This window comes from Oceanobacillus sp. CAU 1775 (assembly GCF_054482815.1).
In genome coordinates this window covers 17,411-42,163 of sequence record NZ_JBTLRO010000005.1, presented here as the reverse complement: position 1 = coordinate 42,163, position 24,753 = coordinate 17,411, and the positions used below count along the sequence as shown (strand labels likewise).

Below are 24,753 nucleotides of genomic sequence, written 5' to 3'. Positions count from 1 at the left end.
GTTAAAAGAACAATACAGAATTTCACAAAAGCGGGGAATTTAAATGAAAGATAAATTAACACAGCACAGTATTTTACTATTTGAAAGAAAAGGATTCAGTCAAACATCGATCCAGGATATTGTAGATGAATTAGAGGTAACAAAGGGAACATTCTATTATTATTTTTCTAGTAAAGAGCAGCTTCTTATGAATATCCATTTGGATTATATTACAGATCTTTTGACGAGACAGAAAGCGATTCTTGATGATGAATATACGACACAAAGACAAAAACTTACCAAGATTATTCATATGTTGATTAGCGATATTACGGATAAAGGACCAAGTGGTAGGGTGTTTTTTCGAGAAATGCGTCATTTAGGGGAAAAACATATTACTGAAATAAGAGAAAAACGTCAGCAATTCAGGTTAAACATTGAAAAAATTGTCTCGGACGGGATTGAGGGTGGAGAATTTCGTGAAGACCTACGCCCTGATATTACAGCCTTTGGAATTTTAGGTATTACAAACTATAGCTATAATTGGTATAGGCCCGGTGGCGAAGTATCTACCGAGAACCTAGTGGAAATGTTTTCTACAATGTTATTAAAAGGAATTGAAAAAAACAAACAAATCTAGTCATCTAAGTAGAATATCCGGATTTTCTATTTTGGAGGGATGTTTGTGGAAATTAAGGTTCGATTAAATGAAACGGATTTATTAGGCCATATCAATAATGTTAGTTATTTCACTTATCTTGAGATGTCTCGAATTGAGTTTTTACAAGACGCAGGACTAGAAGTAGGGAATAAGGAGTTTGCCTTTCTTTTAGCTTCAACAAAATGTGATTTTATCCAACAAGGTTATTATGGCCAAATATTAAAAGTAGATACGATTGTTTCACGAATTGGCACAAAAAGCTTAACGGTAATTAGTAATATTTATAATAAAGCAACTGGAGAGTTGATTGCAAAGGGAGAAGCAACCCTCGTATACTTTGACATTACCAAACAGGAGTCTGTAGCAATAACAGATTCAATAAAGAATAAGTTACTACCCCTTACGCTCAAGTAGAGGAGGAGATGGGATGGAAGCTGCATTTCGTGACACGATCCAAGTACGAGAAGGAGAAGAGATTCGTACACAGACATTGATAGAATTTATTAAAAAACATCTACCGGAAACACCTGTTGGTCATTTAGAAATTGAACAGTTTAGTGCAGGGCATTCAAATTTAACCTATTTATTGCGTATTGGTTCTTGGGAGGCAGTGCTACGCAGACCACCGCTTGGGCCAGTCGCGAAGAAGGCACATGATATGGAAAGGGAGTACACCATTTTATCGCAATTACATCCCCATTTCCAAACTGCACCAAAGCCATTTGTTTTCTCAGATGACGAAGCAGTAATTGGAAGTCCCTTCTTTATTATGGAAAGACGGAAAGGGATTGTTCTAGATACAGAGTTTCCGAAAGGATATGTATACAAACCTTCAGATGGTAGGAAGATTTCGGAGTTGATGGTAGATAAGTTAGTTGATCTCCATCAAGTTGATTATAGAAAAACAGATTTGCTTCAGATTTCAAAGCCAGAAGGATTTATGGAGCGCCAAGTAGGTGGGTGGATCAAACGCTACGAACAAGCAAAAACAGACGAAATTAAAAATGTAGACCGCTTGACGGCTTGGCTTGGAAAGAATATCCCATCTGCAAAGGAATATACAATCATCCACTATGATTACAAATTGAATAATGCCATGTTCTCAACTGATTTCTCTGAAATGACAGGTCTCTTTGATTGGGAAATGACAACCATTGGTGATCCGCTCGCAGACCTTGGAGCAGCAATGAGTTATTGGATTCAAGCAGATGATCCAAAAATAATAAAATATGGATTGGGTGATCCGTTTGTAACGGTAATGGATGGTTTCTTTACACGTGATGAATTTTTGGAAAGTTATGCAAATAAAAGCGGACGTGATCTCACTAACATTCATTATTATATTACGTTTGCATACTTTAAGTTGGCTGTAATCTGTCAACAGATTTATTACCGCTATAAAAAGGGCCAAACAAATGACATACGATTCGCGCATTTTGACCGCTTTGTTCAAAATTTAATTCAGCATGCAGTAACTACTGCAAAGGATATTTAATTTATAGGCTATGTTAAAGCTTAATGTTGATATTTTATCCAATAAGAAATTAGAAGATTAAATTGAGCTTCGGAAATATACGTAGACTCCAGCGGGAGGAAAGGCATAGGTGAGATCCCGCAGTACGCTTGCGTGCGAGGAAGCTCACCAGCCGCCTAAGGATGCGCGTAGTATATTTCCGAAGCGGGTTTATCCTCATTACAACATTAAACTTTAACAGCGCCAATTAATATAGAAAGAGATATTTCTGGGAGGTAATGGAATGATGAAAGCAGTGCAACTAACAAAATTCGGTGGACCTGAAGTGTTAGATATGGTCGAAAAGGATATTCCGGAAATCGGGGAAAATGATGTCTTACTTGAAGTAAAAGCAATTGGAGTGAATTATGCGGATACTGCAAGGAGGGAGGGACAATACGTTGTCCCGACTGAATTACCCTTTATTCCAGGAGCAGAAGTTGCTGGTATTGTGGCAAAAGTTGGTTCAAACGTTAAGCATGTAAAAGAAGGAGACCATGTCGTATCCTTAATAGAGTCTGGTGGTTATACGGAATATGTTCGTATTCCTGCCAATGTACTTATTCCAATTCCTCATGGCTTGTCATTTGAAAAAGCTGTAGCTTTACCGCTTCAAGGTCTAACAGCTTATCATGTGTTGAAAACAATGGGGAGATTAGAAGAGGGAGAAACGGTTCTTGTCCATGCTGCAGCTGGTGGTGTCGGTTCATTAGCAGTCCAATTAGCAAAGAAATTCGGAGCGGGCAAAGTGATAGCAACTGCTAGCACAGAAGAAAAGCTGAATTTGGCAAAGGGATTGGGAGCGGATTATCTCGTTAACTACACAGAAGAAGGCTGGGAAGATAAGGTACGCGCTGCAGCTGGTGGCAAGGGAGTGGACGTTGCCCTTGAGATGGTAGGTGGCGATGTCTTTCATAAGACACTTCGAACATTAGCACCATTCGGTCGTTTAGTTGTTTATGGAGCGGCAAGTGGGGAACAAGCAGACTTTAATCCATCTGCTTTAATGCGTAGAAATCAATCGGTAATCGGCTTTTTCTTACCACAGATTATGATGAAACAAGAGCTATTTCAAACGAGTCTACGGGAACTTCTTGAGTTACTTGGAAATGGAGAATTAGAACTCACAATAGGTGGAACTTTTCCACTAGAAGAAGCAGCAGAAGTTCATCGACAATTGCAAGGAAGAAAAACAACAGGAAAATTAGTTCTAACCGTTTAAAAAATACTTCATTTAGTGAGGATAATCCTTTCTAAATGAAGTATTTTATTTCTATCGTGCCAGGCCTTATACTGTTCAAGCATTTCAACCTTCGTGGATGTACGAACCAGCAATCAAGCACCAATATAAGCTTTTCGTATCACATCATCTGCCAATAACGCTTCAGTAGTACCGTGTAAAGTTATCTTGCCATTTTCAATTACATAGCCACGATTGGCAATCTTTAGCGCTGCATTTGCGTTTTGTTCAGCTAGTAATACTGTTGTGCCGCTTTGATTTATCTCTTTAATAATAGAAAACATCTGATCAACAATTAAAGGAGCAAGCCCAATCGATGGTTCATCCATTAAGATTAGCTTTGGTTTTGCCATTAATGCTCTTCCGATTGCAAGCATTTGCTGTTGACCGCCACTTAATGATCCAGCTGGCTCCCGTTTCTTCTCTTCTAAAATGGGGAAGAGCGCATAGACTTCAGCCAATGATTGATTTAACTGTGACTTTTTTCGGCGGTGAATATAGCCACCCAATCGTAAGTTCTCATGAACGGTCATTTCATGAAATAGTTTCCTACCTTCCGCGCATTGTACTATACCTTTTTTCACAATTTTATCAGGTGAGGCACCTTTCAATTCCTTATTTTCAAAGGTAATACTGCCTTTTGATGGCTTGTGAAAGCCACTGATTGTATTGAAAATCGTACTTTTTCCAGCGCCGTTTGCACCAAGAAGAACAATTAGCTCACCTTCAGCTATTTCGATATTAATATCATTTAATATTTCAGATGAACCAAGCTTTACGTGGAGATCATTTAATTTCAGCAACAGCTTCACCTCCTAGATAAGCTTCAATTACCACAGGGTTATTTTTTATTTCATCCGTTGTGCCTTCCGCAATTTTCTTCCCGCGGTCGAGTACCATTATTTTATCAGCAAGGCCCATAATCATATGCATCTTATGTTCAATCGTACATACGGTGATGCCATGCTTCGTCATTTTCTTCATTAAAAGAGCAAGTCGATCGGTCTCATCAGAATTCGTTCCTGCTGCGAGTTCGTCAAGAAAAACAATACTTGGTTCTGTTGCTAGCGCAAGCGCACAAGCTGTACGTTTTTTGGCTTCTTGAGAGATGGAAGCAACAGGTAATTTAGCCAAATGTGTAATACCAACAAAATCTAGAACTTCCATTGCTTTCTCAAAGGCTGCTTTTTCTTCACGTTTCTCGCGTGGTGTACGAAATATTGCATCAAACAGATTTGATTTCGTGCGGAGCCGATACCCGACGATAACATTATCAATTACTGTAGATTGTTCAAAAAGATTTGTTGTTTGGAAGGTCCGAGCAATTCCTAGTCGAGCTATTTTATGTGGGGGAGTATCGGTAATTTCTTTCCCATTAAATATTATGGTTCCAGAAGTAGGTGGATGAAACCCACTAATTAAGTTGAAGAAAGTTGATTTCCCAGCACCATTTGGTCCGATGATTGCAGTAATTTCTCCTTTTTCAACGGTGAAATCAACCTGATCCACAGCGGTAAGTCCACCAAACTTTTTTGTTAAGTCTTTTGTCTCGATTAATGCCATGATTTCTCCTCCTTTCCTATCCCTTTATCCAGTTTTTTTATCTTGTTTTAAAGTAGTTGTCTTTTTAGACTTCTTAGGAGCACGCGTAAATCTTGCCTTGAGTGAGATAAACATACCAGTAATCCCAGCAGGATAGAATATAACGAGTAATGTAAGAATCGGTCCAAAAATTAACATCCGATATTCTTGGAGCTCTTGCATGAACTGGGTCAGCCAGACAATTAATAATGTCCCTACGATTGGTCCTGACAAAGTACCTAGCCCACCGATAATCAAATACATTAAGAAGTTAAATACCATGGGAAGATTAGCGATATCAGGACCTAAAAAGCGGTTGAAAGAAGCATAGAGCACACCGGCAAGCGCTGCAAAGGCAACTGAAATAATAAAAGAGATTAGTTTTTCTTTTGCTGTATTAATCCCAATCGTTTGTGCAAGTTCTTCACTATTTCGAATAGAGATAAATGTTCTTCCTGATAAAGAGTGGACAATTCGTTTGGCAATAAAGATCGAAACCAAAAGAAAGAAAAGAACTAAATAATACATTGACATTGGCGTCGTAAATTCGATCGGTCCAATAGGTTCTGGAATAGGAATCCCAATTAAACCACGTACACCACCAGTCATCTCATCCCATTTGCTAATAACTAAATAAATAAGAAATCCGACAATTAATGTATAAATCGCAAAGAAATGTTCTTTCGTACGCAAAGCAAAAATTCCAAGAACAAATCCAATCACAGTCGTAATGACGATTGCTAAAAAGAACGCAATCCAGTAAGATACGTCATATGTTGTCGTAAGTATTCCAAAGGCATAAGCACCAATCGCAAAAAAACCAGCATGTGCCAATGAAAGCTGTCCAGTATAACCGGCGAGTAAATTCAAACCATAAATTGCAATGATAAAAATGAATGCCGAGGTCATTACATGTAATACATATAAATTATCTGTAAAGCCAAGAGGGAAGAGCAAGGATAAAATAACCAAAAAGATAATTCCAGCTCGTTTTGTAAATTGTGCTTTCATTAATGACCCTCCTTGACAAAAAGACCTCGAGGACGCACGGTCATGATCGCGATTAACAATAGAAATGCAAGTAAATCTTTATAATCATTTGAAATATAAGTTGCGCCTAAGCTTTCGGTAATACCCAAGAGATACCCACCGAAAATAGCTCCAGGTATACTTCCCATTCCACCAATAATCACAATGATAAATGCTTTCATAATAACGAGATGCCCCATTGAAGGAAACACGAGATTAATTGGGGAAGAAATAGATGCGGCAATTGCTGCAAGCCCTCCAGATATCGCAAATGTCATCATTGCGACCATATTTGCGTTTATTCCTACTAAAAATGCACCATCACGGTTTTGTGCCATTGCTCGAATCGAAGCACCAATCATCGTTTTTCTTAAGAAAAGAAAAAGTAGAAGAACAACAATAATTGAAGTAATAATAACTAGAATCCGTTGTGAAGTAATCGTGATTGAACCAAGCGAAATGACCTCATCAAAAGGAGTAGCCATTCTCCGATACTCTGTTCCCCAAACAACAACTACTAGTGATTCTAAAAAGAGCATAATTCCTATAGCAGCTATTTTATCGTGAATGGGTGGAGCTTTTCGCAACTGGTGAAATACCGCACGTTCCATCAAAACGGCGAGGAGCGCAACGGCAAAGATGGAAACGATAATAGCAAGCAGATAAGGTATCCCGAGTCCCGTCATCACCATCAGTGTGACATAACCACCAACCATGTATAGAGCGCCATGGGCAAAATTAGGAATATGTAAGATTCCAAATACGAGGGTTAATCCTATACCTACAAGGATATAGACACTACCTAATGTAAGTCCGTTTATGAACTGTTGAATGAATAACTCCATCAATCACCCCTCCTTATACAAAGATAGAAGAGGGGACACAATAATATAGCCTTATCTGATTTGGATTTTTCCAAGAAGGTATAATTGTGTCCCATCTCTATAAGTCTAAAAGTTTATTCTAAACCTAAATCTTCTAATGTTATTTCTACTACTTCACCATTTTCAACAATCCCCATCATGAGATAGGTGAGGTTCGCCCCGTTTTCATCTACCCCCATAAATTCATACACTCGGTTTTCTTCAGGGAATGTCGTAGATGCTTCATCAAGGGCCGCGCGAATGGCAGCAGTATCGTCTACAGTTCCTGCTATTTTCATTGCTTCTACATAGATATACAAAGCGGCATAATGCAGACCAGATTCAGCTACAGGAACTTTATCATAAGTTTCTTGATAGTTTGTAAGGAATCTTTCTGTTCCTGGGAATTCTGCACTCATAAGTGGCAACGTACCAATCGAACCTTCTAGAAGACTAAGTTCACCTTCAAATACAGCAGCCATTTGTTCAATTTTTGCCTGGTCCATAATGAGGAATCCACCTTCAAACCCTAAGTCACGAGCTTGTTTTGCAACAAGTGCTGTAGGTTGGGATGCACCACCGATAAATAGGACATCTGGATCGCCTTGAAGTGCGTTTGTTACAATCGTGTAGTAATCGGTATCTGCAGTAAAGTCAATATACTCTTCAAAAACAACTTCCCCGCCAGCTTGTTCCCATTCTGGCTGTAAGAGATCGACCCAATCTACACCGTATTGACTATTTGGAGCGAGAAGGGCAATTTTATTACCGAATGTATCCATTTGATATTTTGTAAATGGTTCAATATAAATATCATATCCTGGTGGAATGCGCCATGTGAGAGAGTTACCTTGCTCAAGCACGCCAGGCTCACTCGTATATGCTCCAATTAAGAAGTCATCTACTTCATTGAAAACTTGCATGGCATAAATTCCACCACTATGTGGATTGAAAATAATTTTTGCATCATCTTCTTGAACAAGACGTTTTGCATTTGCAGCTGCCTCATTCGGGAGGTATTGATCATCTAAGGAAACAAGATTAAGTTCATAGTTTTGCCCATTAACCTCGAATCCACCAGCTTCGTTAATTTCATTTACAGCCATTTCTAAGCCGGTTAAAGTATCTTCCCCATAGAATGCAGCCGGCCCACTTAATGGTCCACTATATCCAATTGTTACGACCCCAGATTCCTCACTTACAGGATCTGCAGCAGTTTCTTCTGCTTCTTCATCCGCTTTTTCTTCTGTAGCGTCATCGTTTGTATTATCCTCAGCTGCCGTAGCTTCTTCATCTCCATCAGCACATGCAGCTAGAATAAGAAGAAATATCAACAATAAACCTATCAACCATTTTTTAGATTTGAACAATTTGTTTCCTCCTTTTAAGGTTGCATTTGATCTTACTAGTAGCCAGCAGAATAGAAGTATGTATCCCCCCTTATCAAATGGAAGCGTTTTCAAATCGTGAAAAGATGTGCTTACTAAACGGTCAGTATGTTGGAGTTCTATAAATTATCTTAAAGGAATTTAAATGATTTGTAAAGTGTTTTTTGATTTTTTAGTTAAATTTAAATTATTCGATAGGAATGGTGAGCGTTTTTAAGTTTTCTTTGACTTTATACATGAAAGTGATAATAGGCTTCTTGATTACAATATATATGAAAGGACGTAGGCAATTATTTTTTTAGTTACCACAAAGTCCATGGAAAAAATCCTTGCAATTCATCTTTTTAGAGTCTATAATAATTATTAATTATTCTGAACATACCAACTGGTCAGGTTGTGGGAGTTCTGCTTTTTCAAAGAATAATTATTAAAAGGTAAGAGACAAACTTATTTAAATACATCACAGATGAAAGCGCTAACAAATAATGAAAGGGGAAAAATGATGGAAAGAACATGGTTAGAAAAGTACCCAGAACATGTAGCGACGGAGGTAGAGATACCGAATATTTCTGTGCCAGATATGCTCATGCAGACCGTCCAGCAATATGGAGAGAACAAAGCAATTCATTTTTATGGAAGAGAGTTCTCCTATATCGAGCTTGCTGGACAAACTGCTGCATTTGCTTCGGTTCTTCAAGATGAAGGATTTGAAAAGTCTGATCGGGTAGCGCTCATGTTACCGAACTGTCCACAATATGTCATTAGTTATTTTGGAACACTTCAAGCTGGAGGTATTGTGACTCAAGTAAATCCAATGCTTGTTGGGAATGATCTTTCTCATATTTTAAGTGATTCGGGGGCAGAAACTATTGTTATCTATGAACCACTACTCCCTGTACTTAATCAAATTATCGATAACACCTCTATTAAAAAAGTGATTAAAGTGAATTTAGAAGGCCGCGATACAGAAGATGATTTGGCCGTGAGTTTCACAGGGTTCCTCAAGAGTGCGACAAAGCCTCCAACAACCGTTGAGATTGACCCGGCGGAAGATATAGCGATTCTTCAATATACAGGTGGAACAACGGGACGTTCCAAGGGAGCAATGCTTACACATCGCAATGTCGTTGCCAATGTTATTCAAGTTAATGAGTACTATAAAGATGTAATTGAACCTGGTAAAGATAGGTATCTAACGGTGATTCCTTTATTCCATGTGTTTGGGATGACGGCTTGTATGAATTTATCTATTTTAACAGGGGCGAAAAACATCATGCTCCCACGCTTTGATTTAGAAGAAGTATTAGAAACGATAAAAGCACAGCAACCAACATCTTTTCCGGGTGTTCCAACAATGTATGTCGCACTAACCAATCATCCGAATGTAGAAAACTATGGACTCGATAGTATTAGAATTTGTAACAGTGGAAGTGCCCCAATGCCAAAAGAACTCATGCGATCTTTTGAAGAAAAAACGGGTGCAAAAATTCTTGAAGGATATGGTCTATCGGAGAGTTCACCTGTAACGCATTGTAATCCATATTTCTCCACTCGAAAACCAGGAAGTATTGGAATTGGCATCCCATCAACTGAATATAAAATTGTTGATCTTGCTGAGGGAACAGAAGAAGTTCCCATTGGTGAACTAGGCGAAATTATTATTAAAGGACCACAAGTGATGAAGGGGTATTGGAATATGCCTGAGGAAACAGAAATCGCGCTCCGTGATGGCTGGCTTTATACAGGAGATATTGCCCGCATGGATGATGAGGGCTATGTCTACATCGTGGACCGTAAGAAAGATTTAATTATCGCAAGTGGTTACAATATTTATCCGCGTGATGTTGAAGAAATTCTCTATGAACATCCAAAAGTATTAGAAGCAGTTGTGGTAGGAGTGCCTGATTCATATCGCGGAGAAACAGTAAAAGCAGTCCTTGTGTTAAAAGACGGACAAACCAGTACGGCGGAAGAAATCATCGCTTATTGTAAAGAAAATTTAGCGGCATACAAAGTACCCCATATCGTTGAATTTAGAGAGGAACTACCTAAAACAAATGTAGGGAAAATCCTGCGAAGAGTAATTAGAGATGAAGAGGTTCATAGTAACTAGCTTAATAGCGAATATCTAGCAATCAGTGAGCGCTTTTTACTCACTGATTGAAATTTTATAGAAAAATAATAGGAGGTTTTTTTATGTCGAGTGAATCAGTAGAAAAAATTGCAGTTATTGGTGCAGGTTCCATGGGGCATCAAATTGCGATGCTCTGTGCACTTGGTGGGTATGAGACATACTTACAGGATATCGAATCGAGCTCGCTTACAAATGCGAAGGAACAATTAGATAAACATATGGAACGTTGGGTAGACAAAGGAAAGCTTTCTGAGGATGAAAAGCGTGCTGCCTTCGGGAGACTTCATATGACAACAAGTATCGTAGAAGCTGCAGGGGATGCAGATTTTGTTATTGAAGCAGTAGTAGAAAAATTGGATGTGAAGCGTGAAGTCTTTGCAAAGCTAGATAAGATAGCACCTGCACATACTATCTTAGCGTCAAATAGCTCAACCATTGTGAATTCCAAGATTGCGGAAGCTACTTCCAGACCAGATAAGGTGTTAAATATGCATTTCTTTTTTCCACCACTTGTTATGGATTTAGTTGAAGTAGTGAAAAGTGACGAAACATCAAATGAATCAGCACAAATTGCCATGGATGTCTGCAAGCAAATTGGGAAAACCGGTGTCCTTTTAGAAAAAGAAATCTATGGATTTGTTGCCAATCGCTTGTTATTCGCACTTTCAAACGAAGCAATGTTCCTATATGAAAATGGCTATGCTGATTTTGAAGTGATCGACACCATTGCAAAAAAAGCATTAGGACATCCACTAGGACCATTTGAAATTGCCGATTTATCTGGAATCGACGTTGGATATTATGCAAACATGCAATTATATGAAGAAACTGGAGATCCGAAAGATAAGCCAGCAAAAGTAGTAGAGGAAAAAGTAAAAGCAGGTCACCTTGGACGGAAGACAGGTCAAGGCTGGTATAACTATACGAAGGAGAAAACAGTATGACACAATATGTAACTTTAGAAAAAACAGATGGTATCGCAGTCATTACAATTGATAACCCTCCGCTTAATGTTCTAAGTCGACATGTACAAATACCGCTTGCAGAAATAATCGAAGAAGTGAAGATGGATGATGAAGTCATTTGTATTGTACTAAAGACGGCGGGCGAAAAAGCCTTTGTTGCTGGAGCAGACATAAAGGAATTTCCATCACTCATTGGTGATGAGAATATGCGATCAAAAATAATGGTAATGCATGAATTGCTTCATAACATTGAGCAGCTACCAAAACCAACGATTGCAGTACTAGACGGTCTAACATTCGGTGGTGGAGGAGAGCTTGCGTTAGCTTTTGATATAAGAATTGCAGAAGAACATGCAACACTAGGATTTCCTGAGGTGAAGTTAGGTATTTTCCCTGGTGGAGGTGGCACACAGCGCCTGCCAAGACTTGTCGGAAAAGCCAAAGCAAAGGAAATGATGTATACAGGTGAGCCAATTACTGCATCAGAAGCAGAGAAAATTGGGCTAGTTAACAGTGTCGTCCCAACAGGAGAGGGATTCAATCATGCAATGAAACTAGCAAGTCAAATTGCGAATAAATCCATACAATCACTAGCTCGAATTAAGGCAGCAGTGGACCGCGGAATGGGAAAAGACTTAACAGAAGGAATTGAATTAGAAGCAACCCTTTTCGAAGAAGTATTTCAAACAAAAGATGTGAGAGAAGGCGTCGACGCTTTTATTAACAAAAGAGAACCTGTTTTTACACACAAATAGAATTGGAGGAGAGATATTTTGCATAAAATAGAGCAAGAAATTAGTGGAGGCTCATTTCTCGTAAATAAAACAGATACAGCACATACTTTTTTTCCGGAGGATCTAACAGAAGAACATCGTATGATTCAAAAAACGGCAATTCAATTTATGGCAAAAGAAGTAGATCCACTGAATAATGAAATTGAAGCACAAGACCATTCAATCGTTGTTGATTTATTAAAAAAAGCAGGAAGTTTGGGTCTGCTCGGCCATAGCATTCCAGAAGCATTTGGTGGACTCGGCTTAGATAAAATTAGTAAGGGAGTAGTTGGAGAGACTTTAGGCGGCGGTGGATCTTATAGTGTGGCACACTCTAATCACACGGGTATCGCCTCACTGCCGATTACTTACTATGGTAATCAAGATCAAAAGGGAAAATATCTCCCCAAGTTAGCAAGTGGTGAATATTTAGGGGCTTACTGCCTAACAGAACCAGAAGCGGGATCTGATGCAATGGGAGGAAAAACAACAGCCAAACTAAATGAGGAAAAAACGCATTATATCTTAAACGGCACGAAAATTTATATTACAAACGCACAGTTTTCGGATACATTCATTGTATATGCAAAAGTAGATGGCGAGCATTTCACTGCATTTATTTTAGAAAAAGATTTTCCAGGATTGTCTCTTGGACCAGAAGAAGAGAAAATGGGTATCAAGGGTTCTTCCACAAGATCCGTAATCTTAGAGAATTGTGAAGTACCTGTAGAAAATCTATTAGGTGAAATTGGTAGAGGACATATTATAGCTTTCACCGTATTAAATTTAGGGCGTTCTAATCTAGGTTTTGCTACTACTGGAGGTGCAAAGCACGCACTTAAGCATACAATCGCTCACGTGCTAGAACGAAAACAATTCGGCCAACCAATCGCTAATTTTGGTGGAACTAAAGAAAAAATAGCCAAGATTGCCGCTCGAATTTTCGCCTCTGAATCTTTGCAATATCGCACATCATCTTTACTAGAGAGTGCATTAGCAGGACTCGATGAAGAAGAAAATAAACAAAAAGTTGCTGCCGGCTTAGCAGAGTATGCACTTGAATGTGCGATATGTAAGGTTTACGGCTCCGAACTATTGGATCATGCCGTTGATGAAGGGGTGCAACTTCATGGTGGTGCGGGCTTTATTAGTGAGTATCGCATCGAGCAAATGTATCGTGACTCACGAATAAATCGCATTTTTGAAGGTACGAATGAGGTCAATCGACTATTGGTAACAGGTCAATTTTTGAAAAAATCCTTAAAGGGAGAGCTTCCATATAAAGAAGCAGTTGAAGCAGCAGTTTCACATATTAATAACCGAAAAAACTTAACAGATGATACAGGAATAGTTGATGATATTCGAGCTGCATTTCTAATTTTGGTGAACTTTGCTCTTGAAAAATACGGAAAAAAACTCGATTCGAAACAAGAAATTGTTATGAAATTAGCTGATTTAGCAATCCATTTATATGCTGCAGAGTCAGTAGTGTTGCGTGTTGAGAAAAGAAAAGCAGATGATACATTCATGTCGCAGCTAAAAGAGACTGCATTAGAAGAGACACTAAATGAAGTATTACTTATTGTTAGACAACTTGAACAGGAACTACTGCAAGACGCAGAAGTGAAGGATAAGCTATATTCCATGATAGTGGCGCATACTTTCTCTAACTCAATCGAACGCAACAGAGCAATAGCCGAGCAAGTTTATGATAAGAAAATGTATGTTTGCTAGTATTTAATTCTATCAAACTCTAGCGGAAAAGAGCTTTCGCATAATGGGGTGAATACGTATGTATAAAACAATCATTGAACCACGTGTTTCAGAAACAGATGGAATCGGTCATATTAATAATACAACAGTTCCGGTTTGGTTTGAAGCTGGTCGAAATGAGATTTTCAATTTATTCACACCTGACAAGTCTTTCGAAAACTGGAAGATGATTATAATAAATATGAACATCGACTATGTAAACCAAATATATTTTGGTGAATCCGTAATCGTAAAAAACTGGGTGAAACGAATTGGTAACTCGAGCTTGGAACTCTATGAAGAAATCTGGCAGAATGATAGACTTTGTGCCAAAGGAACGGTAACTTATGTAAATTTCAACTTGAAAAGTCAGAAGTCCGAGCCCATTCCAGAGTCGATTAGAAAAGAACTAGAAAAGCATTTTTATACAGAGGAAAACTAGCAAAATAAAAGTTGATGTACAAAGGGAGAGGTGTTAGTGAGTATTTCAAAAATCACATTCGCTCCGATTAGTTATACAGGCTGGGGTGCCATGGAAAAGTTAAAGTCTGAACTAGAAAAATTTAGTCCTGAAAAAATCTTAATTGTGACGGATCCAGTGCTGCTCGAAATCGGAATCATTTCACGAGTTAGAGACAGTTTAGAAGCGGCTGGGTTTAATTACGGTATATATTCAGAAGTGGCACCTGAACCTTCCCTAGAAAGTGGGGAAAAGCTTGTTGCTTATACGAGAAATCACTCCTTTGATTTAGTCATCGGAATTGGTGGTGGAAGTGCACTAGACTTAGCAAAACTTGCAGCAGTGATTGCTCCACAAAACGGGATGGTCGCTGATTATTTGAATTTAACTGGAACGAAGCAGATTGAAAATAAAGGCTTACCTAAAATACTTATCCCGACAACCTCAGGTACTGGTTCAGAGGTGACTAATATTGCAGTGCTATCTTTAGAAACGACTAAAGACGTTGTCACACATGATTATTTACTAGCAGACATAGCCATTATCGATCCAGAACTCACCCTGACCGTACCAAAAAGAGTTACTGCAGCTACAGGAATTGATGCACTGACACACGCTATTGAAGCCTATGTTTCAAATCATGCAAGCCGAGTGACAGACGGACTAGCTCTTCAAGCTATTCGCTTAATTAGTCAATCACTTAGAACCGCTGTTTATAATGGGAAAAATAAACAGGCAAGAACAGATATGAGTTATGGCAGTTATATTGCTGGATTAGCATTTTTCAATGCCGGTGTCGCAGGCGTCCATGCCCTCGCATATCCACTCGGTGGACAATTCCAAATTTCCCATGGAGAATCGAACGCTGTCCTACTTCCTTACGTCATGAGCTATATTCGTAGTAGTTGTAAAGAAAAAATGGCAACTATTTATGAAGCATTAGGCGGAGATATGAGCGGGATGACGATTGATGAAGCATCGGTAAAATGTGTAGAAGAATTAGAGAAACTAATTAGTGATGTTGGTATACCTCGTACATTGAAGGAATTCGGAATACCAGAAGAAGCTATCGAAAAGTTAGCAGTGGATGGGAGTAAGCAGAAGCGATTATTGGAGCGGAGTCCTAGGCGTTTGGAGATGGATGATATTCGGAAAATATTTCAGGCTGCGAATGAGGGGGAAGTTGTGTATGTGGATTAATTTTAATAAAGCCCCACTGATTAAAGTTTCACATTATCATGTCAGATTCCAATAAAAAATAATCCCTCCTATGCTTAGCTGGCGCTTTGAGGGATTATTCCTATAAGAGCGCCTTCCTCTTTTGATGGGGGTTGGTCTATTGGAACCGTTCCATGTTAGAGCATGGGACGGTTTTTAGTATTGTATGAACTTCTATTATTAATATTACACGCTTTGTTGGTAGATACACCTTTTCTATACTAAAATGGACTATTTAAATACCAAATATAAATTATCTTGAACTTTCTCGATGAATATTTATTTAACAACTTAGATTACAAATCAAATGATCTATCTTGATATAGAGTTTCGTGGACACATTTAAGAACTATTTTAAGAAGTAAGGCTGAGAGTTTAATCTGTTTTTATATACTAATCTATTTAAATAATGATACTATTATACTAATGATTGAAAATTCAAAGCGGAAGAATCTAAGGTTATGAAAGAGAAGTATCCTGAGATTATTGACGTGGAATTAGAGGAAGTTTAGATATCAGAGTAATTATGTAAAATTGAATTTAAAATAATTGGCAATAATTTTAAGTGTGTCGGAAATGTTAATCGACAATCAACAATTTACAAAAGGAGAATATAAATGCTTGGTAAAACAATTCAAATATACATGCCAGATGGTTCACCGACGAGTATAAAGATAGCCGAGGTGACCACAAGAATTGTGCAATTAATATTATTTCCTAGAAATAAATTAAAAGAAATTAGTTTACGAGAAGAAATAAATAATGTAGGTATATATTATTTATTTGGAAAATCTGATTCAGATGGAAAATCTCAAGTCTATATCGGTGAAGCAGAAAATTGCTTAGAACGTTTGAAGCAACATAATAAAGATCTGAAAAAAGATTTTTGGAACGTCGCTGTTGTGGCTGTTTCTAAAACTAGTAGTTTTACAAAATCACATATTAAATTTTTAGAGTCATTATCATATAAAGAAGCGCATCGTATTGGAAGGTATACGTTAGAAAATGGCAACGTTCCAACACAACCTTCACTACCAGAGCCAATGATTGCTGATCTTATGGATAATTTCGATACAATAAAAACACTATTATCAACTCTAGGATATCCTGTGTTTGAAGAGGTAGTCGATAAAGAGAAGAAAGAGGTATTTTATTGTAAAGGTAAGGATGCAATAGCTCAAGGAGAATATACAAATGAAGGATTTGTTGTATTAAAAGATTCTATTTGCAACCTGTATGAAGCTAAATCTGCAGGGCCATGGTTAATAAATGTTCGGGAAGATTTAGTAGAAAAGAAGATATTAGTAAGGGTTGGTGAGACACTTAGATTTACAGAGAACTATATTTTCAACTCACCTAGTACAGCAGCTGGAGTAGTATTGGCTAGACGTGCAAATGGATGGACAGAGTGGAAAGATGAAAAAGGAATAACGTTGGATGTGTTGAAGAGGTAAACTAGAACTTATATTTTTATGAAGGGGAGTATGATCTTTTGCTAAAACAAGGTATCTACGATGAAATAATAACAACAGCTTTAAAAGAAGAACTAGCTTCCTTAAGTGATACAGAATTTGACATAGAAACAGGGAGTATAGACGTTGAGGAAGCACGAAAATTTTTAGCTACATACATATTTACAGTAACAAGAAAAGCGTTGAATTTTGTCCATGATGAAGGAAAAGATGACGCGGACAAATTATTTAAGCAAATCTCAACTTGCAATCAAATCATAAAAACTTTGAGTGAATCAGTAGATCAAAATGAATTTGCTAAATTAGAGATTGATGAAGCTGGTCAAGTACTCCAGTCAATTTATAGTAAGATAAATTCGGTGAGGAGCATCAAGAAAGAGAAAACAGTTCGACCAGTCACATCAATTTCAGAGAGTTCTCTTTTCACAGGTGCGATTAATGAACCCAATATGTTAAGTGAATTAAAGAAAGAGATTCTTTCATCAGATCATATTGACTTCTTAGTATCATTCATAAAATGGAGCGGTATTCGTGGGTTGATGGAGGAATTGAAAACGTTCACTGACCGTGGTGGAAAGCTCAGGATTATTACAACTTCTTACATGGAAGCGACTGATTACAAGGCTATAGACGAGCTAAGTAAACTGCAGAATACCGAAATCAAAATTTCTTATGATATCGAACGAACGAGGTTGCATGCTAAGGCTTATATGTTTAAACGTAGTACAGGCTTTACAACAGCATATATTGGTTCATCAAACTTATCTAATCCAGCACTTACCTCTGGACTCGAATGGAATCTAAAGGTCACGGAAAAGGATTCCTTTGATATCGTAAAGAAATTCGAAGCAACTTTTGAAAGTTATTGGAATGATAGGGAATTTTACTTTTTCAATCTTGAAAGTGAAGAGTCAAAAGAACAGTTGAGACAAGCGTTGAAGAAGAAAGCGTATCAAGATGATGAGCCTATTGCTTTTCGTTTTGATATAAGGCCTTATTATTATCAGAAAGAAATGCTGGAAAACTTATGGGCTGAAAGAGAAGTTTATGGTAGGTATAAAAACTTACTTGTAGCTGCAACAGGTGTTGGGAAAACAGTAATTTCGGCTTTTGATTTTAAAAACTATTTTAGCAAAAATAAGCAAGCAAAGTTGTTGTTTGTTGCACACCGCGAAGAAATTCTTAAGCAAAGCAGAGACACCTTCCGGGTTATTTTAAAAGATGCAAACTTTGGAGATATGTTAGTTGGTGGACACCAGCCAGAATCAATTGAACACCTTTTTGTGAGTATCCAGAGTTTAAATAGTACAAAATTGCATGAAAAATTGTCTGCTGACTTTTATGATTTTATTATAATTGATGAATTTCATCATGCAGCTGCTAAGTCTTATCAAGACATCTTAACTATTTTTGAACCACGAATTTTGTTAGGGCTGACTGCTACACCAGAAAGAATGGATGGGCAAGATGTAACGAAATACTTCGACGGAAAAATTGCATCTGAAATGCGTTTAACTGAAGCGATTAATCAAAAACTGTTAAGTCCGTTTCATTATTTTGGAGTAAGTGACACGGTCGATTTGTCTACCGTAAAATGGAGCAGAAAAGGTTATGACATTAGAGAGTTAGAAAATGTCTACACGAATAATAAGATTCGTAGTAACCAAATCGTGAGAAGTCTCAATAAATATGTCACCGATATTGATGAAGTGAAAGGTCTAGGATTCTGTGTAAGTGTAGAGCATGCTATTTACATGGCAAATCATTTTAATGAGAGTGGAATTCCTTCAATTGCCCTGCACGGAAATTCAAAAAAAGATATTCGTAGAAAAGCCCAAGCGCAACTTCAACAAGGAAAGATTAAGTTTATTTTTGTAGTTGATCTATATAATGAAGGTGTCGACATCCCAGATGTAAATACGATCCTATTCTTACGTCCAACAGAAAGTTTGACTGTCTTTCTACAACAACTAGGTAGGGGATTACGACTCGCAGAAAACAAGGAGTGCCTTACTGTATTAGACTTTGTAGGACAAGCACACAAGAGTTATAACTTTGAAGAGAAGTTTCGTGCTTTAATTGGTCGAGCAAAGAATTCGGTCGGTCATTATATTGATAAGGGCTTCTCAAATTTACCAAGAGGAAGTTTTATTCAATTAGAAAAGCAAGCAAAAGAATACATTTTACGTAATATTAAAGATGCAAGTAATACAAAAGCTCATCTGCTTAATAAAATGAAATTCTTTGAGCGAGATACTGGATTTGTTTTGTCATTTGAGAATTTCTTATCGCATTATCAATTATCCATATATGATTTTTATGGAAGAAGTGGTAATCGAACATTCCAGAGAATGCTTGTAGAAGCAGATATAGCTCCGGAATTCTCATTTGATCAAGAAGAGCTTGTTACGAAAAGGCTCTCACGATTCTTCCATTTAAATTCTAAGAAATTACTAGAGTTCTTTACTCGTTATGTTGAAGAATGTGGAAATCTAGAAATTTTGAATGAAGAAGAGAGACTCATGCGAAATATGTTGTACTATAGTTTCTTTCAAAAAGAACCTTCCAAAGAAGGATACGATTCTGTAAACGTTGCTTTAAAGTCTATTTTAGCTAATGAGCAGATGCAACAAGAAATATTAAATGTATTAAATTATAAATCTCGTTCGATTAAGACGCTTGAAATAGATCCTGATTTTGAATTTACTACGCCTTTAACTGTGCATTCTACTTATTCAGCAGATCAAATTCTCGCTGCATTAGGTTATTATAATGAGGATAAAAAGCCAGCATTTAGAGAAGGTGTTAAACACTTCAAGGAGAAGAATCTGGATATCTTCTTTACGACTCTGAATAAATCAGAGAAGGATTTTTCACCATCAACATTGTATGAGGATTATGCGATTAATGAAAAACTATTCCACTGGCAATCGCAGAGTGTATTAACGGAAGGAAGTCCAACTGCACAGCGCTATATAAACCATAAAAAAAACGGACATCAAATTGCTATATTTGTTAGAGAGTACAAGCGTGAACATGGTTATACTGGTGCATTTACTTTCCTTGGTACATGTGAATATGTGAGACATTCTGGTGAGAAGCCCATTAGTTTTATTTGGAATCTTAAGCATGAGATGCCGCCAGCGTTGGTTCCGGTGGCGAATAAGAGTATTATTTGATCGCAATTCCGATGATGCAGGCATAACGTAATATGTTAATACTCGTTATTGTTCGGCTAGTGCCAGGCCTCATATGTGGAGACAAGGGGCAAACGAACTATAGAAATTGAAACATCTAATTTAAATGAGAAAGTTCAGTTAGGATTGTTTTTAAGCTGGTACATTGTGTACTGGCTTTTTTGTTGGTAGGATTTCTTAGGTTCTTTTATAATCTATGGTAAACAACTTATTATCTTTAAAGTTTATACGGCTTATTAATTATTAAGTGCTGAATTTGCTTTAGAGACCAACAATGCGCTTATTTATAACTAAGTCGTATATAAGAATTGATGATGCTACTATTTAGATAAACAATCAAATTTTATAAAAAAATGATTGGGAGATTAAAAACATTTAAAACAATTAAGCTCTCAATTTTGTTTTTCAAGCGCTTTCAATAAAATAGGCTACCTGTATAATAGAATTAATAGATTAGATTTTCACACCAATATTTATATAACAACTAATGTGAGGGTGAATATTGATGAATGAGCAGATTATTGAAGAAAGGCTAGAACGCATTTCAAAGATGTTGGAGAGTACTTCAGATTTCACAACTAACTTTTTAGAGAATCTTGATATTGTTATACCTGATAAAGCTCAAAAAGCAATTATTAATATTATCGAATCGAAAGAGATAAAAGGAATTGTTGAAGACATCAAAACTAGAAGACCTCCAAGAATCGTTTTAATGGGGCGATCAGGTGTCGGTAAGAGTAGTCTCATAAATGCTATGTTTGGCTCTTATTTAGCAGAAACGAGTGCCGTTGAAGTAGGTACTATGAAGCACGAATTCTTTCAATATAAGAAAAACGAAAAAATTATCTTTGAAATAATTGATACGAGAGGTATAAAAGAAAATATAAGTTCAACGTCTAATTCAGCAGAAGAAGATTTGAATACTGTTATAGAAGATTTTCAACCAGATGCTTTTCTCTTCTTAACAAGTGGCGCTGACCGCTCTACATTAAAAAAAGATGCAGAAGATCTTAAAATGATATTTAAAAATATGGCTTCTAAGCCACCGTTAATTACTGTAATCACGAGAATGGATGAATTAGAACCATCAAGAATTAAAGATCCTTCAGAATACACTGTTCCAAAGAAAAAGAACTTCAAAGTTAAAGAAGAACAAGTTAGAAATGTACTTAATAATGTTGGCGTATCTGAATCGTTTGTGATACCAGTTTCGGCATACATAGAATGGAGTCATGAGGATCCAGAAAGTTTAACGGAAGAAGAAAGAGAAGAACTAAAGATTGAATTTGATGGTAGGTATAACATAGATGAAATTTTTGATGTATTAGAAGATAATATTGATTTTAACGTTGCGATGGACCTTATGTTTAATCACAGAATGGATTCTGCAGTAGAAAAGATTGCTGAAACATTTGTAAAAAGATTTTCGGCAGCTAGTTCAGCAATAGGAGCGACACCGATTCCAGTAGCAGATATCCTAATACTTTTACCAATACAAATTGTAGAAGTTGTGTTAATAGGATATATGAGTGGAAATAAAATAGACGCTAAATCCGCAAGAGAGTTTATTGTCAGTTTAGGAGCAGTCTTTTTATTTGGTTATGGACTACGATTTGTTGCTCAACAGGGATCTAAATTATTAAATATAGCACCTGGAGCAGGTTCTGCTATAAGTGCGGGAGTTGCTTATTCCGGAACATATTCAATAGGGAAAGCGGCAATTGCTTACTACATTAAAGGGAAATCATTAGAAGAGGCAAAAAGAGAGGCTGAAGAAGCTAAGCAAGAAATAGAAGGAAATAGTACACAAGAAACCGAAAGTGATTTAGTTGTAGAATCTGATAAAGTGGAAGCAGAAAGTACAGGCGAAGAAGATATTAAAGAGGAAAAAAAGAAAAAAGGTTGGCAGAGAATAAGATTGAATAAATCTGTGGCAAAAAATACGTGGAATAAAATCAGAATACTAAAAAAGAAAAAATAGCTATGGAGAAACACTTCATTTCTATGGATAAAATAGTATTTGCAATTGAAGTTAACTCAATATAAAAATGACTTAAATCATAATGTAAAAAACTAAGTGTGAATTTTTGTATTTAATAGAGAAGGATCTACTGACGATGTCGGAATTTCTAATGAAGAGGTGAAAAAATGGAGGATTTATCTATCCTAAATAACAGAAAAGCCCTTGAAGAGTTTCTTATGGATATTGAAGTTTTAGATCAGATAGAGAAAAGGATATCTAATTTTAATGCTTTTGAAACTATGGGTATTATTCATGCTGAAATTCGCCACAGCAATGTTTTGAGCTGGTTACTTACTCCATTAGAGAATCATGGGTTAGGAGATTATGTAGTTAGGAAAATTATTCAATCAGTAACTTATAACAGTGTTAATGAACATACGAGAAAGAACTATGATCCACTCAAAATATCATTGATAGATTACTATGACTTTGAGGTTAGAAGGGAATGGAAGAATATAGATATTCTTTTAGTTTCTGAGGTTAACAAGTTTGTTATTGCTGTAGAAAATAAAGTATGGAGTAATGAGTCCGATCATCAGCTAAAAAAGTATTACAACATTGTTCATGATGAATATAAAAATTATGAAAAATTGTTTATCTACCTAACACCACTTGGAGAGGATTCTTCTGACCCAGAGACTTGGCAAAGTTTGAATTATAGTACAGTGAATCAGATAATTGAAAAAGCAGTTGACTTTAATAATGAATCAATAAGTGAACCTGTTCGACTATTTATCAATCAGTATATTGAAACTGTTAGGAGGTATATTGTGGGTGATAACGAATTAGAAAAAGTCTGTCGACAAATTTATTATAAACATAAGAAAGCACTAGATCTTATCTTTGAATATAAGCCTGATATCTACTCAGACATATCCAATGATCTTCAAGAGCTTATTAAAAGCACTCCTAGTTTGATATTAGATACATCTGGAAAGACATACATTCGGTTCACAACTGAACAATTAGAGCGGAGATTTGAGAGAAACGGTAATGGTTGGACAGCTTCCAAAAGATTACTATTATTTGAATTCCAAAATAAAGGAAATAAATTAGATTTGAAATTGATTATAGGCCCCGGTGATGATGAATCAAGAAAAGAAATTTATGAAATAGCTAGTAACAATAAGGATGTTTTTAGAGGTAGGACAAGAAAACTAAGTACACAGTATGCTCAAGTTTTCTCTAGAGAATTTTTACCTAAATTTTTTGATGATGAACTTGATTATGAAAAAATTCAGAATCAGATTAACTTAAGATTCAAGAGGTTCATGGAAAATGATTTAGTGAAAATCCATGAAGCATTGATGAAGTCTAATGATACGTAAATAGAAATATGACTGTGATTACTTCTTATTCCAACTTTTAAGGAAACTAAAGAAACTGTTGAAATGACTGATGATAGTATGATCTTTCAGTAGAAAAAAGGTGTTACTACTCGATAAATTGCAATTGCCCTTTACGTAATTATCTTTGGTTTGTCAATTTTTTTATTTAACGTGGGATTGCAAAGAACGCCTAATATAATAAAATGAGAATATTCAGCTAAGAGTAATAGAATAGATAGGAGAATTACAATGAACACTTGGATTTTTCAAGGAAACCCAAAATCATTCAATGTGAATGATTATTTATTAGAAAATGAATCTATTATTTGGTCTATTAGACAGAATCATTATGCTGATAGGATTGAAGTTGGTGATATAGTCTACATTTGGCGTTCGGATGGAAATAATCGTGGTAGTGGAGGTATAGTTGCTAGAACAGAAGTTATCTCAATGCCGAAACCTTATTTAAAAAGTAATGTTAATGCAAATTCATATTGGTTAGTCGATATGGTAGAAGATAATTATTTAGGTGTTGAATTAAAAGTCCACGATGTCTTAGTAGATAATGGGATTTATCGCTCAGAACTTGAAGCTAATGTTGAGCTTTCAGATTTGATGATTTTACGACTTAGACAAAATACGAACTACTTAGTGGAAGAGAAAGATGTTAATGAATTAGCGAAATTGTGGAGTAATAAAATCAAAAGAGATGAAAATATTAGGTTAGATCTTGAGGCAGAAAGAGCTGAAGAAGGTAAGGGAATAGAGGGCAACTCGAAATTTTATTATGAAAAAAGGTACGAGCGGGATTACAAGAATAGAATGTTAGCTATAGAAATTCATGGCCTTAACTGTTTTGGCTGTGACTTCAACTTTGAAGCAGTTTATGGAGAACGTGGAAGAGATTTCATTGAAATTCATCATATTAAGCCATTAAGTGAATTGGATAAAGCAACAGAAGTAAATCCGGAAACAGATTTAGTTCCTTTGTGCGCAAATTGTCATCGCATGGTACATAGAAGGCAGAATGATGTGCTGAGTGTAGAAGCGTTAAAAGGAATCGTAAAAAGATAGACAGGATTATAAAACTTATGGACAGTGGGGATCACATTGAGTGTATTGAATAGATGAAGGCATAAAGAAAAACTAATCAGACTAGGAGAATCAAAGTGACAGC

Annotated in this window: 20 protein-coding genes; 15 read left to right on the top strand and 5 right to left on the bottom strand. The window is 36.6% G+C overall.

Annotated elements, in window-relative coordinates:
* Positions 1 to 43: 43 nt before the first annotated feature.
* The 4 genes from ACXYMZ_RS09765 to ACXYMZ_RS09750 all read left to right on the top strand — a co-directional run bounded on the left by ACXYMZ_RS09765 (position 44) and on the right by ACXYMZ_RS09750 (position 3,375).
* The gene (locus ACXYMZ_RS09765) at positions 44 to 619 is read left to right on the top strand and encodes a TetR/AcrR family transcriptional regulator (protein ID WP_458948215.1); all 576 of its coding nucleotides are present in this window, start codon (positions 44 to 46) and stop codon (positions 617 to 619) included.
* A gap of 45 nt (positions 620 to 664) precedes the next feature.
* On the top strand, positions 665 to 1,054 hold the full coding sequence (locus ACXYMZ_RS09760) for an acyl-CoA thioesterase (protein ID WP_458948214.1): 390 nt from the start codon (positions 665 to 667) through the stop codon (positions 1,052 to 1,054).
* 13 nt (positions 1,055 to 1,067) lie between these two features.
* Positions 1,068 to 2,135, top strand: coding sequence for a phosphotransferase family protein (locus ACXYMZ_RS09755; RefSeq protein WP_458948213.1), 1,068 nt, complete (start codon positions 1,068 to 1,070; stop codon positions 2,133 to 2,135).
* Between the two features lie 265 nt (positions 2,136 to 2,400).
* Entirely contained in the window at positions 2,401 to 3,375 is a 975-nt protein-coding gene (locus ACXYMZ_RS09750; RefSeq protein WP_458948487.1) for a quinone oxidoreductase family protein, read from the top strand.
* A gap of 113 nt (positions 3,376 to 3,488) precedes the next feature.
* Here the strand turns inward: ACXYMZ_RS09750 and ACXYMZ_RS09745 are convergent, their stop codons facing one another.
* The 5 genes from ACXYMZ_RS09745 to ACXYMZ_RS09725 form a co-directional block, all read right to left on the bottom strand.
* Positions 3,489 to 4,196, bottom strand: coding sequence for an ABC transporter ATP-binding protein (locus ACXYMZ_RS09745; RefSeq protein ID WP_458948212.1), 708 nt, complete (start codon positions 4,194 to 4,196; stop codon positions 3,489 to 3,491).
* Positions 4,180 to 4,956, bottom strand: a complete 777-nt coding sequence (locus ACXYMZ_RS09740) for an ABC transporter ATP-binding protein (RefSeq protein ID WP_458948211.1) — start codon at positions 4,954 to 4,956, stop codon at positions 4,180 to 4,182. The genes ACXYMZ_RS09745 and ACXYMZ_RS09740 overlap by 17 nt, the downstream gene beginning before the upstream one ends.
* Before the next feature lie 24 nt (positions 4,957 to 4,980).
* Positions 4,981 to 5,985, bottom strand: a complete 1,005-nt coding sequence (locus ACXYMZ_RS09735) for a branched-chain amino acid ABC transporter permease (protein ID WP_458948210.1) — start codon at positions 5,983 to 5,985, stop codon at positions 4,981 to 4,983.
* Entirely contained in the window at positions 5,985 to 6,848 is an 864-nt protein-coding gene (locus tag ACXYMZ_RS09730) for a branched-chain amino acid ABC transporter permease (protein ID WP_458948209.1), read from the bottom strand. Before ACXYMZ_RS09730 ends, ACXYMZ_RS09735 begins: the two co-directional genes overlap by 1 nt.
* Before the next feature lie 113 nt (positions 6,849 to 6,961).
* Entirely contained in the window at positions 6,962 to 8,236 is a 1,275-nt protein-coding gene (locus tag ACXYMZ_RS09725; protein ID WP_458948208.1) for an ABC transporter substrate-binding protein, read from the bottom strand.
* A gap of 517 nt (positions 8,237 to 8,753) precedes the next feature.
* Here ACXYMZ_RS09725 and ACXYMZ_RS09720 point away from each other — a divergent pair.
* The 11 genes from ACXYMZ_RS09720 to ACXYMZ_RS09670 all read left to right on the top strand — a co-directional run bounded on the left by ACXYMZ_RS09720 (position 8,754) and on the right by ACXYMZ_RS09670 (position 24,650).
* A complete protein-coding gene (locus ACXYMZ_RS09720; protein WP_458948486.1) occupies positions 8,754 to 10,367 on the top strand; it encodes a long-chain-fatty-acid--CoA ligase in 1,614 nt (537 codons plus the stop codon).
* 83 nt (positions 10,368 to 10,450) lie between these two features.
* The gene (locus ACXYMZ_RS09715; RefSeq protein WP_458948207.1) at positions 10,451 to 11,332 is read left to right on the top strand and encodes a 3-hydroxyacyl-CoA dehydrogenase family protein; all 882 of its coding nucleotides are present in this window, start codon (positions 10,451 to 10,453) and stop codon (positions 11,330 to 11,332) included.
* On the top strand, positions 11,329 to 12,108 hold the full coding sequence (locus tag ACXYMZ_RS09710) for an enoyl-CoA hydratase (RefSeq protein WP_458948206.1): 780 nt from the start codon (positions 11,329 to 11,331) through the stop codon (positions 12,106 to 12,108). The genes ACXYMZ_RS09715 and ACXYMZ_RS09710 overlap by 4 nt, the downstream gene beginning before the upstream one ends.
* Before the next feature lie 18 nt (positions 12,109 to 12,126).
* A complete protein-coding gene (locus ACXYMZ_RS09705; RefSeq protein WP_458948205.1) occupies positions 12,127 to 13,860 on the top strand; it encodes an acyl-CoA dehydrogenase family protein in 1,734 nt (577 codons plus the stop codon).
* 58 nt (positions 13,861 to 13,918) lie between these two features.
* On the top strand, positions 13,919 to 14,320 hold the full coding sequence (locus tag ACXYMZ_RS09700) for an acyl-CoA thioesterase (RefSeq protein WP_458948204.1): 402 nt from the start codon (positions 13,919 to 13,921) through the stop codon (positions 14,318 to 14,320).
* A gap of 36 nt (positions 14,321 to 14,356) precedes the next feature.
* Positions 14,357 to 15,538, top strand: a complete 1,182-nt coding sequence (locus ACXYMZ_RS09695; RefSeq protein WP_458948203.1) for an iron-containing alcohol dehydrogenase — start codon at positions 14,357 to 14,359, stop codon at positions 15,536 to 15,538.
* A gap of 635 nt (positions 15,539 to 16,173) precedes the next feature.
* The gene (locus tag ACXYMZ_RS09690; RefSeq protein ID WP_458948202.1) at positions 16,174 to 17,010 is read left to right on the top strand and encodes a GIY-YIG nuclease family protein; all 837 of its coding nucleotides are present in this window, start codon (positions 16,174 to 16,176) and stop codon (positions 17,008 to 17,010) included.
* Positions 17,011 to 17,048: 38 nt separating this feature from the next.
* Complete coding sequence (locus tag ACXYMZ_RS09685) at positions 17,049 to 20,207, top strand: DEAD/DEAH box helicase (RefSeq protein WP_458948201.1); 3,159 nt, start codon at positions 17,049 to 17,051, stop codon at positions 20,205 to 20,207.
* Positions 20,208 to 20,730: 523 nt separating this feature from the next.
* Positions 20,731 to 22,206 (top strand): GTPase family protein, encoded by a 1,476-nt coding sequence (locus ACXYMZ_RS09680; RefSeq protein ID WP_458948200.1) that lies wholly within the window; start codon positions 20,731 to 20,733, stop codon positions 22,204 to 22,206.
* Positions 22,207 to 22,373: 167 nt separating this feature from the next.
* A complete protein-coding gene (locus ACXYMZ_RS09675) occupies positions 22,374 to 23,576 on the top strand; it encodes a PDDEXK-like family protein (RefSeq protein ID WP_458948199.1) in 1,203 nt (400 codons plus the stop codon).
* Positions 23,577 to 23,825: 249 nt separating this feature from the next.
* A complete protein-coding gene (locus ACXYMZ_RS09670; RefSeq protein WP_458948198.1) occupies positions 23,826 to 24,650 on the top strand; it encodes an EVE domain-containing protein in 825 nt (274 codons plus the stop codon).
* The last annotated feature ends 103 nt before the right edge of the window (positions 24,651 to 24,753 follow it).

What these genes read in the sequence shown, in the direction of transcription:
- ACXYMZ_RS09715 (WP_458948207.1), top strand. Translation starts at nt 10,451, where the DNA reads ATGTCGAGTGAATCAGTAGAAAAAATTGCAGTTATTGGTGCAGGTTCC.
- ACXYMZ_RS09680 (WP_458948200.1), top strand. Translation starts at nt 20,731, where the DNA reads ATGAATGAGCAGATTATTGAAGAAAGGCTAGAACGCATTTCAAAGATG.
- ACXYMZ_RS09710 (WP_458948206.1), top strand. Translation starts at nt 11,329, where the DNA reads ATGACACAATATGTAACTTTAGAAAAAACAGATGGTATCGCAGTCATT.
- ACXYMZ_RS09750 (WP_458948487.1), top strand. Translation starts at nt 2,401, where the DNA reads ATGAAAGCAGTGCAACTAACAAAATTCGGTGGACCTGAAGTGTTAGAT.
- ACXYMZ_RS09730 (WP_458948209.1), bottom strand. Translation starts at nt 6,848, where the DNA reads ATGGAGTTATTCATTCAACAGTTCATAAACGGACTTACATTAGGTAGT.
- ACXYMZ_RS09675 (WP_458948199.1), top strand. Translation starts at nt 22,374, where the DNA reads ATGGAGGATTTATCTATCCTAAATAACAGAAAAGCCCTTGAAGAGTTT.
- ACXYMZ_RS09765 (WP_458948215.1), top strand. Translation starts at nt 44, where the DNA reads ATGAAAGATAAATTAACACAGCACAGTATTTTACTATTTGAAAGAAAA.
- ACXYMZ_RS09755 (WP_458948213.1), top strand. Translation starts at nt 1,068, where the DNA reads ATGGAAGCTGCATTTCGTGACACGATCCAAGTACGAGAAGGAGAAGAG.
- ACXYMZ_RS09690 (WP_458948202.1), top strand. Translation starts at nt 16,174, where the DNA reads ATGCTTGGTAAAACAATTCAAATATACATGCCAGATGGTTCACCGACG.
- ACXYMZ_RS09700 (WP_458948204.1), top strand. Translation starts at nt 13,919, where the DNA reads ATGTATAAAACAATCATTGAACCACGTGTTTCAGAAACAGATGGAATC.
- ACXYMZ_RS09670 (WP_458948198.1), top strand. Translation starts at nt 23,826, where the DNA reads ATGAACACTTGGATTTTTCAAGGAAACCCAAAATCATTCAATGTGAAT.
- ACXYMZ_RS09735 (WP_458948210.1), bottom strand. Translation starts at nt 5,985, where the DNA reads ATGAAAGCACAATTTACAAAACGAGCTGGAATTATCTTTTTGGTTATT.
- ACXYMZ_RS09740 (WP_458948211.1), bottom strand. Translation starts at nt 4,956, where the DNA reads ATGGCATTAATCGAGACAAAAGACTTAACAAAAAAGTTTGGTGGACTT.
- ACXYMZ_RS09720 (WP_458948486.1), top strand. Translation starts at nt 8,754, where the DNA reads ATGATGGAAAGAACATGGTTAGAAAAGTACCCAGAACATGTAGCGACG.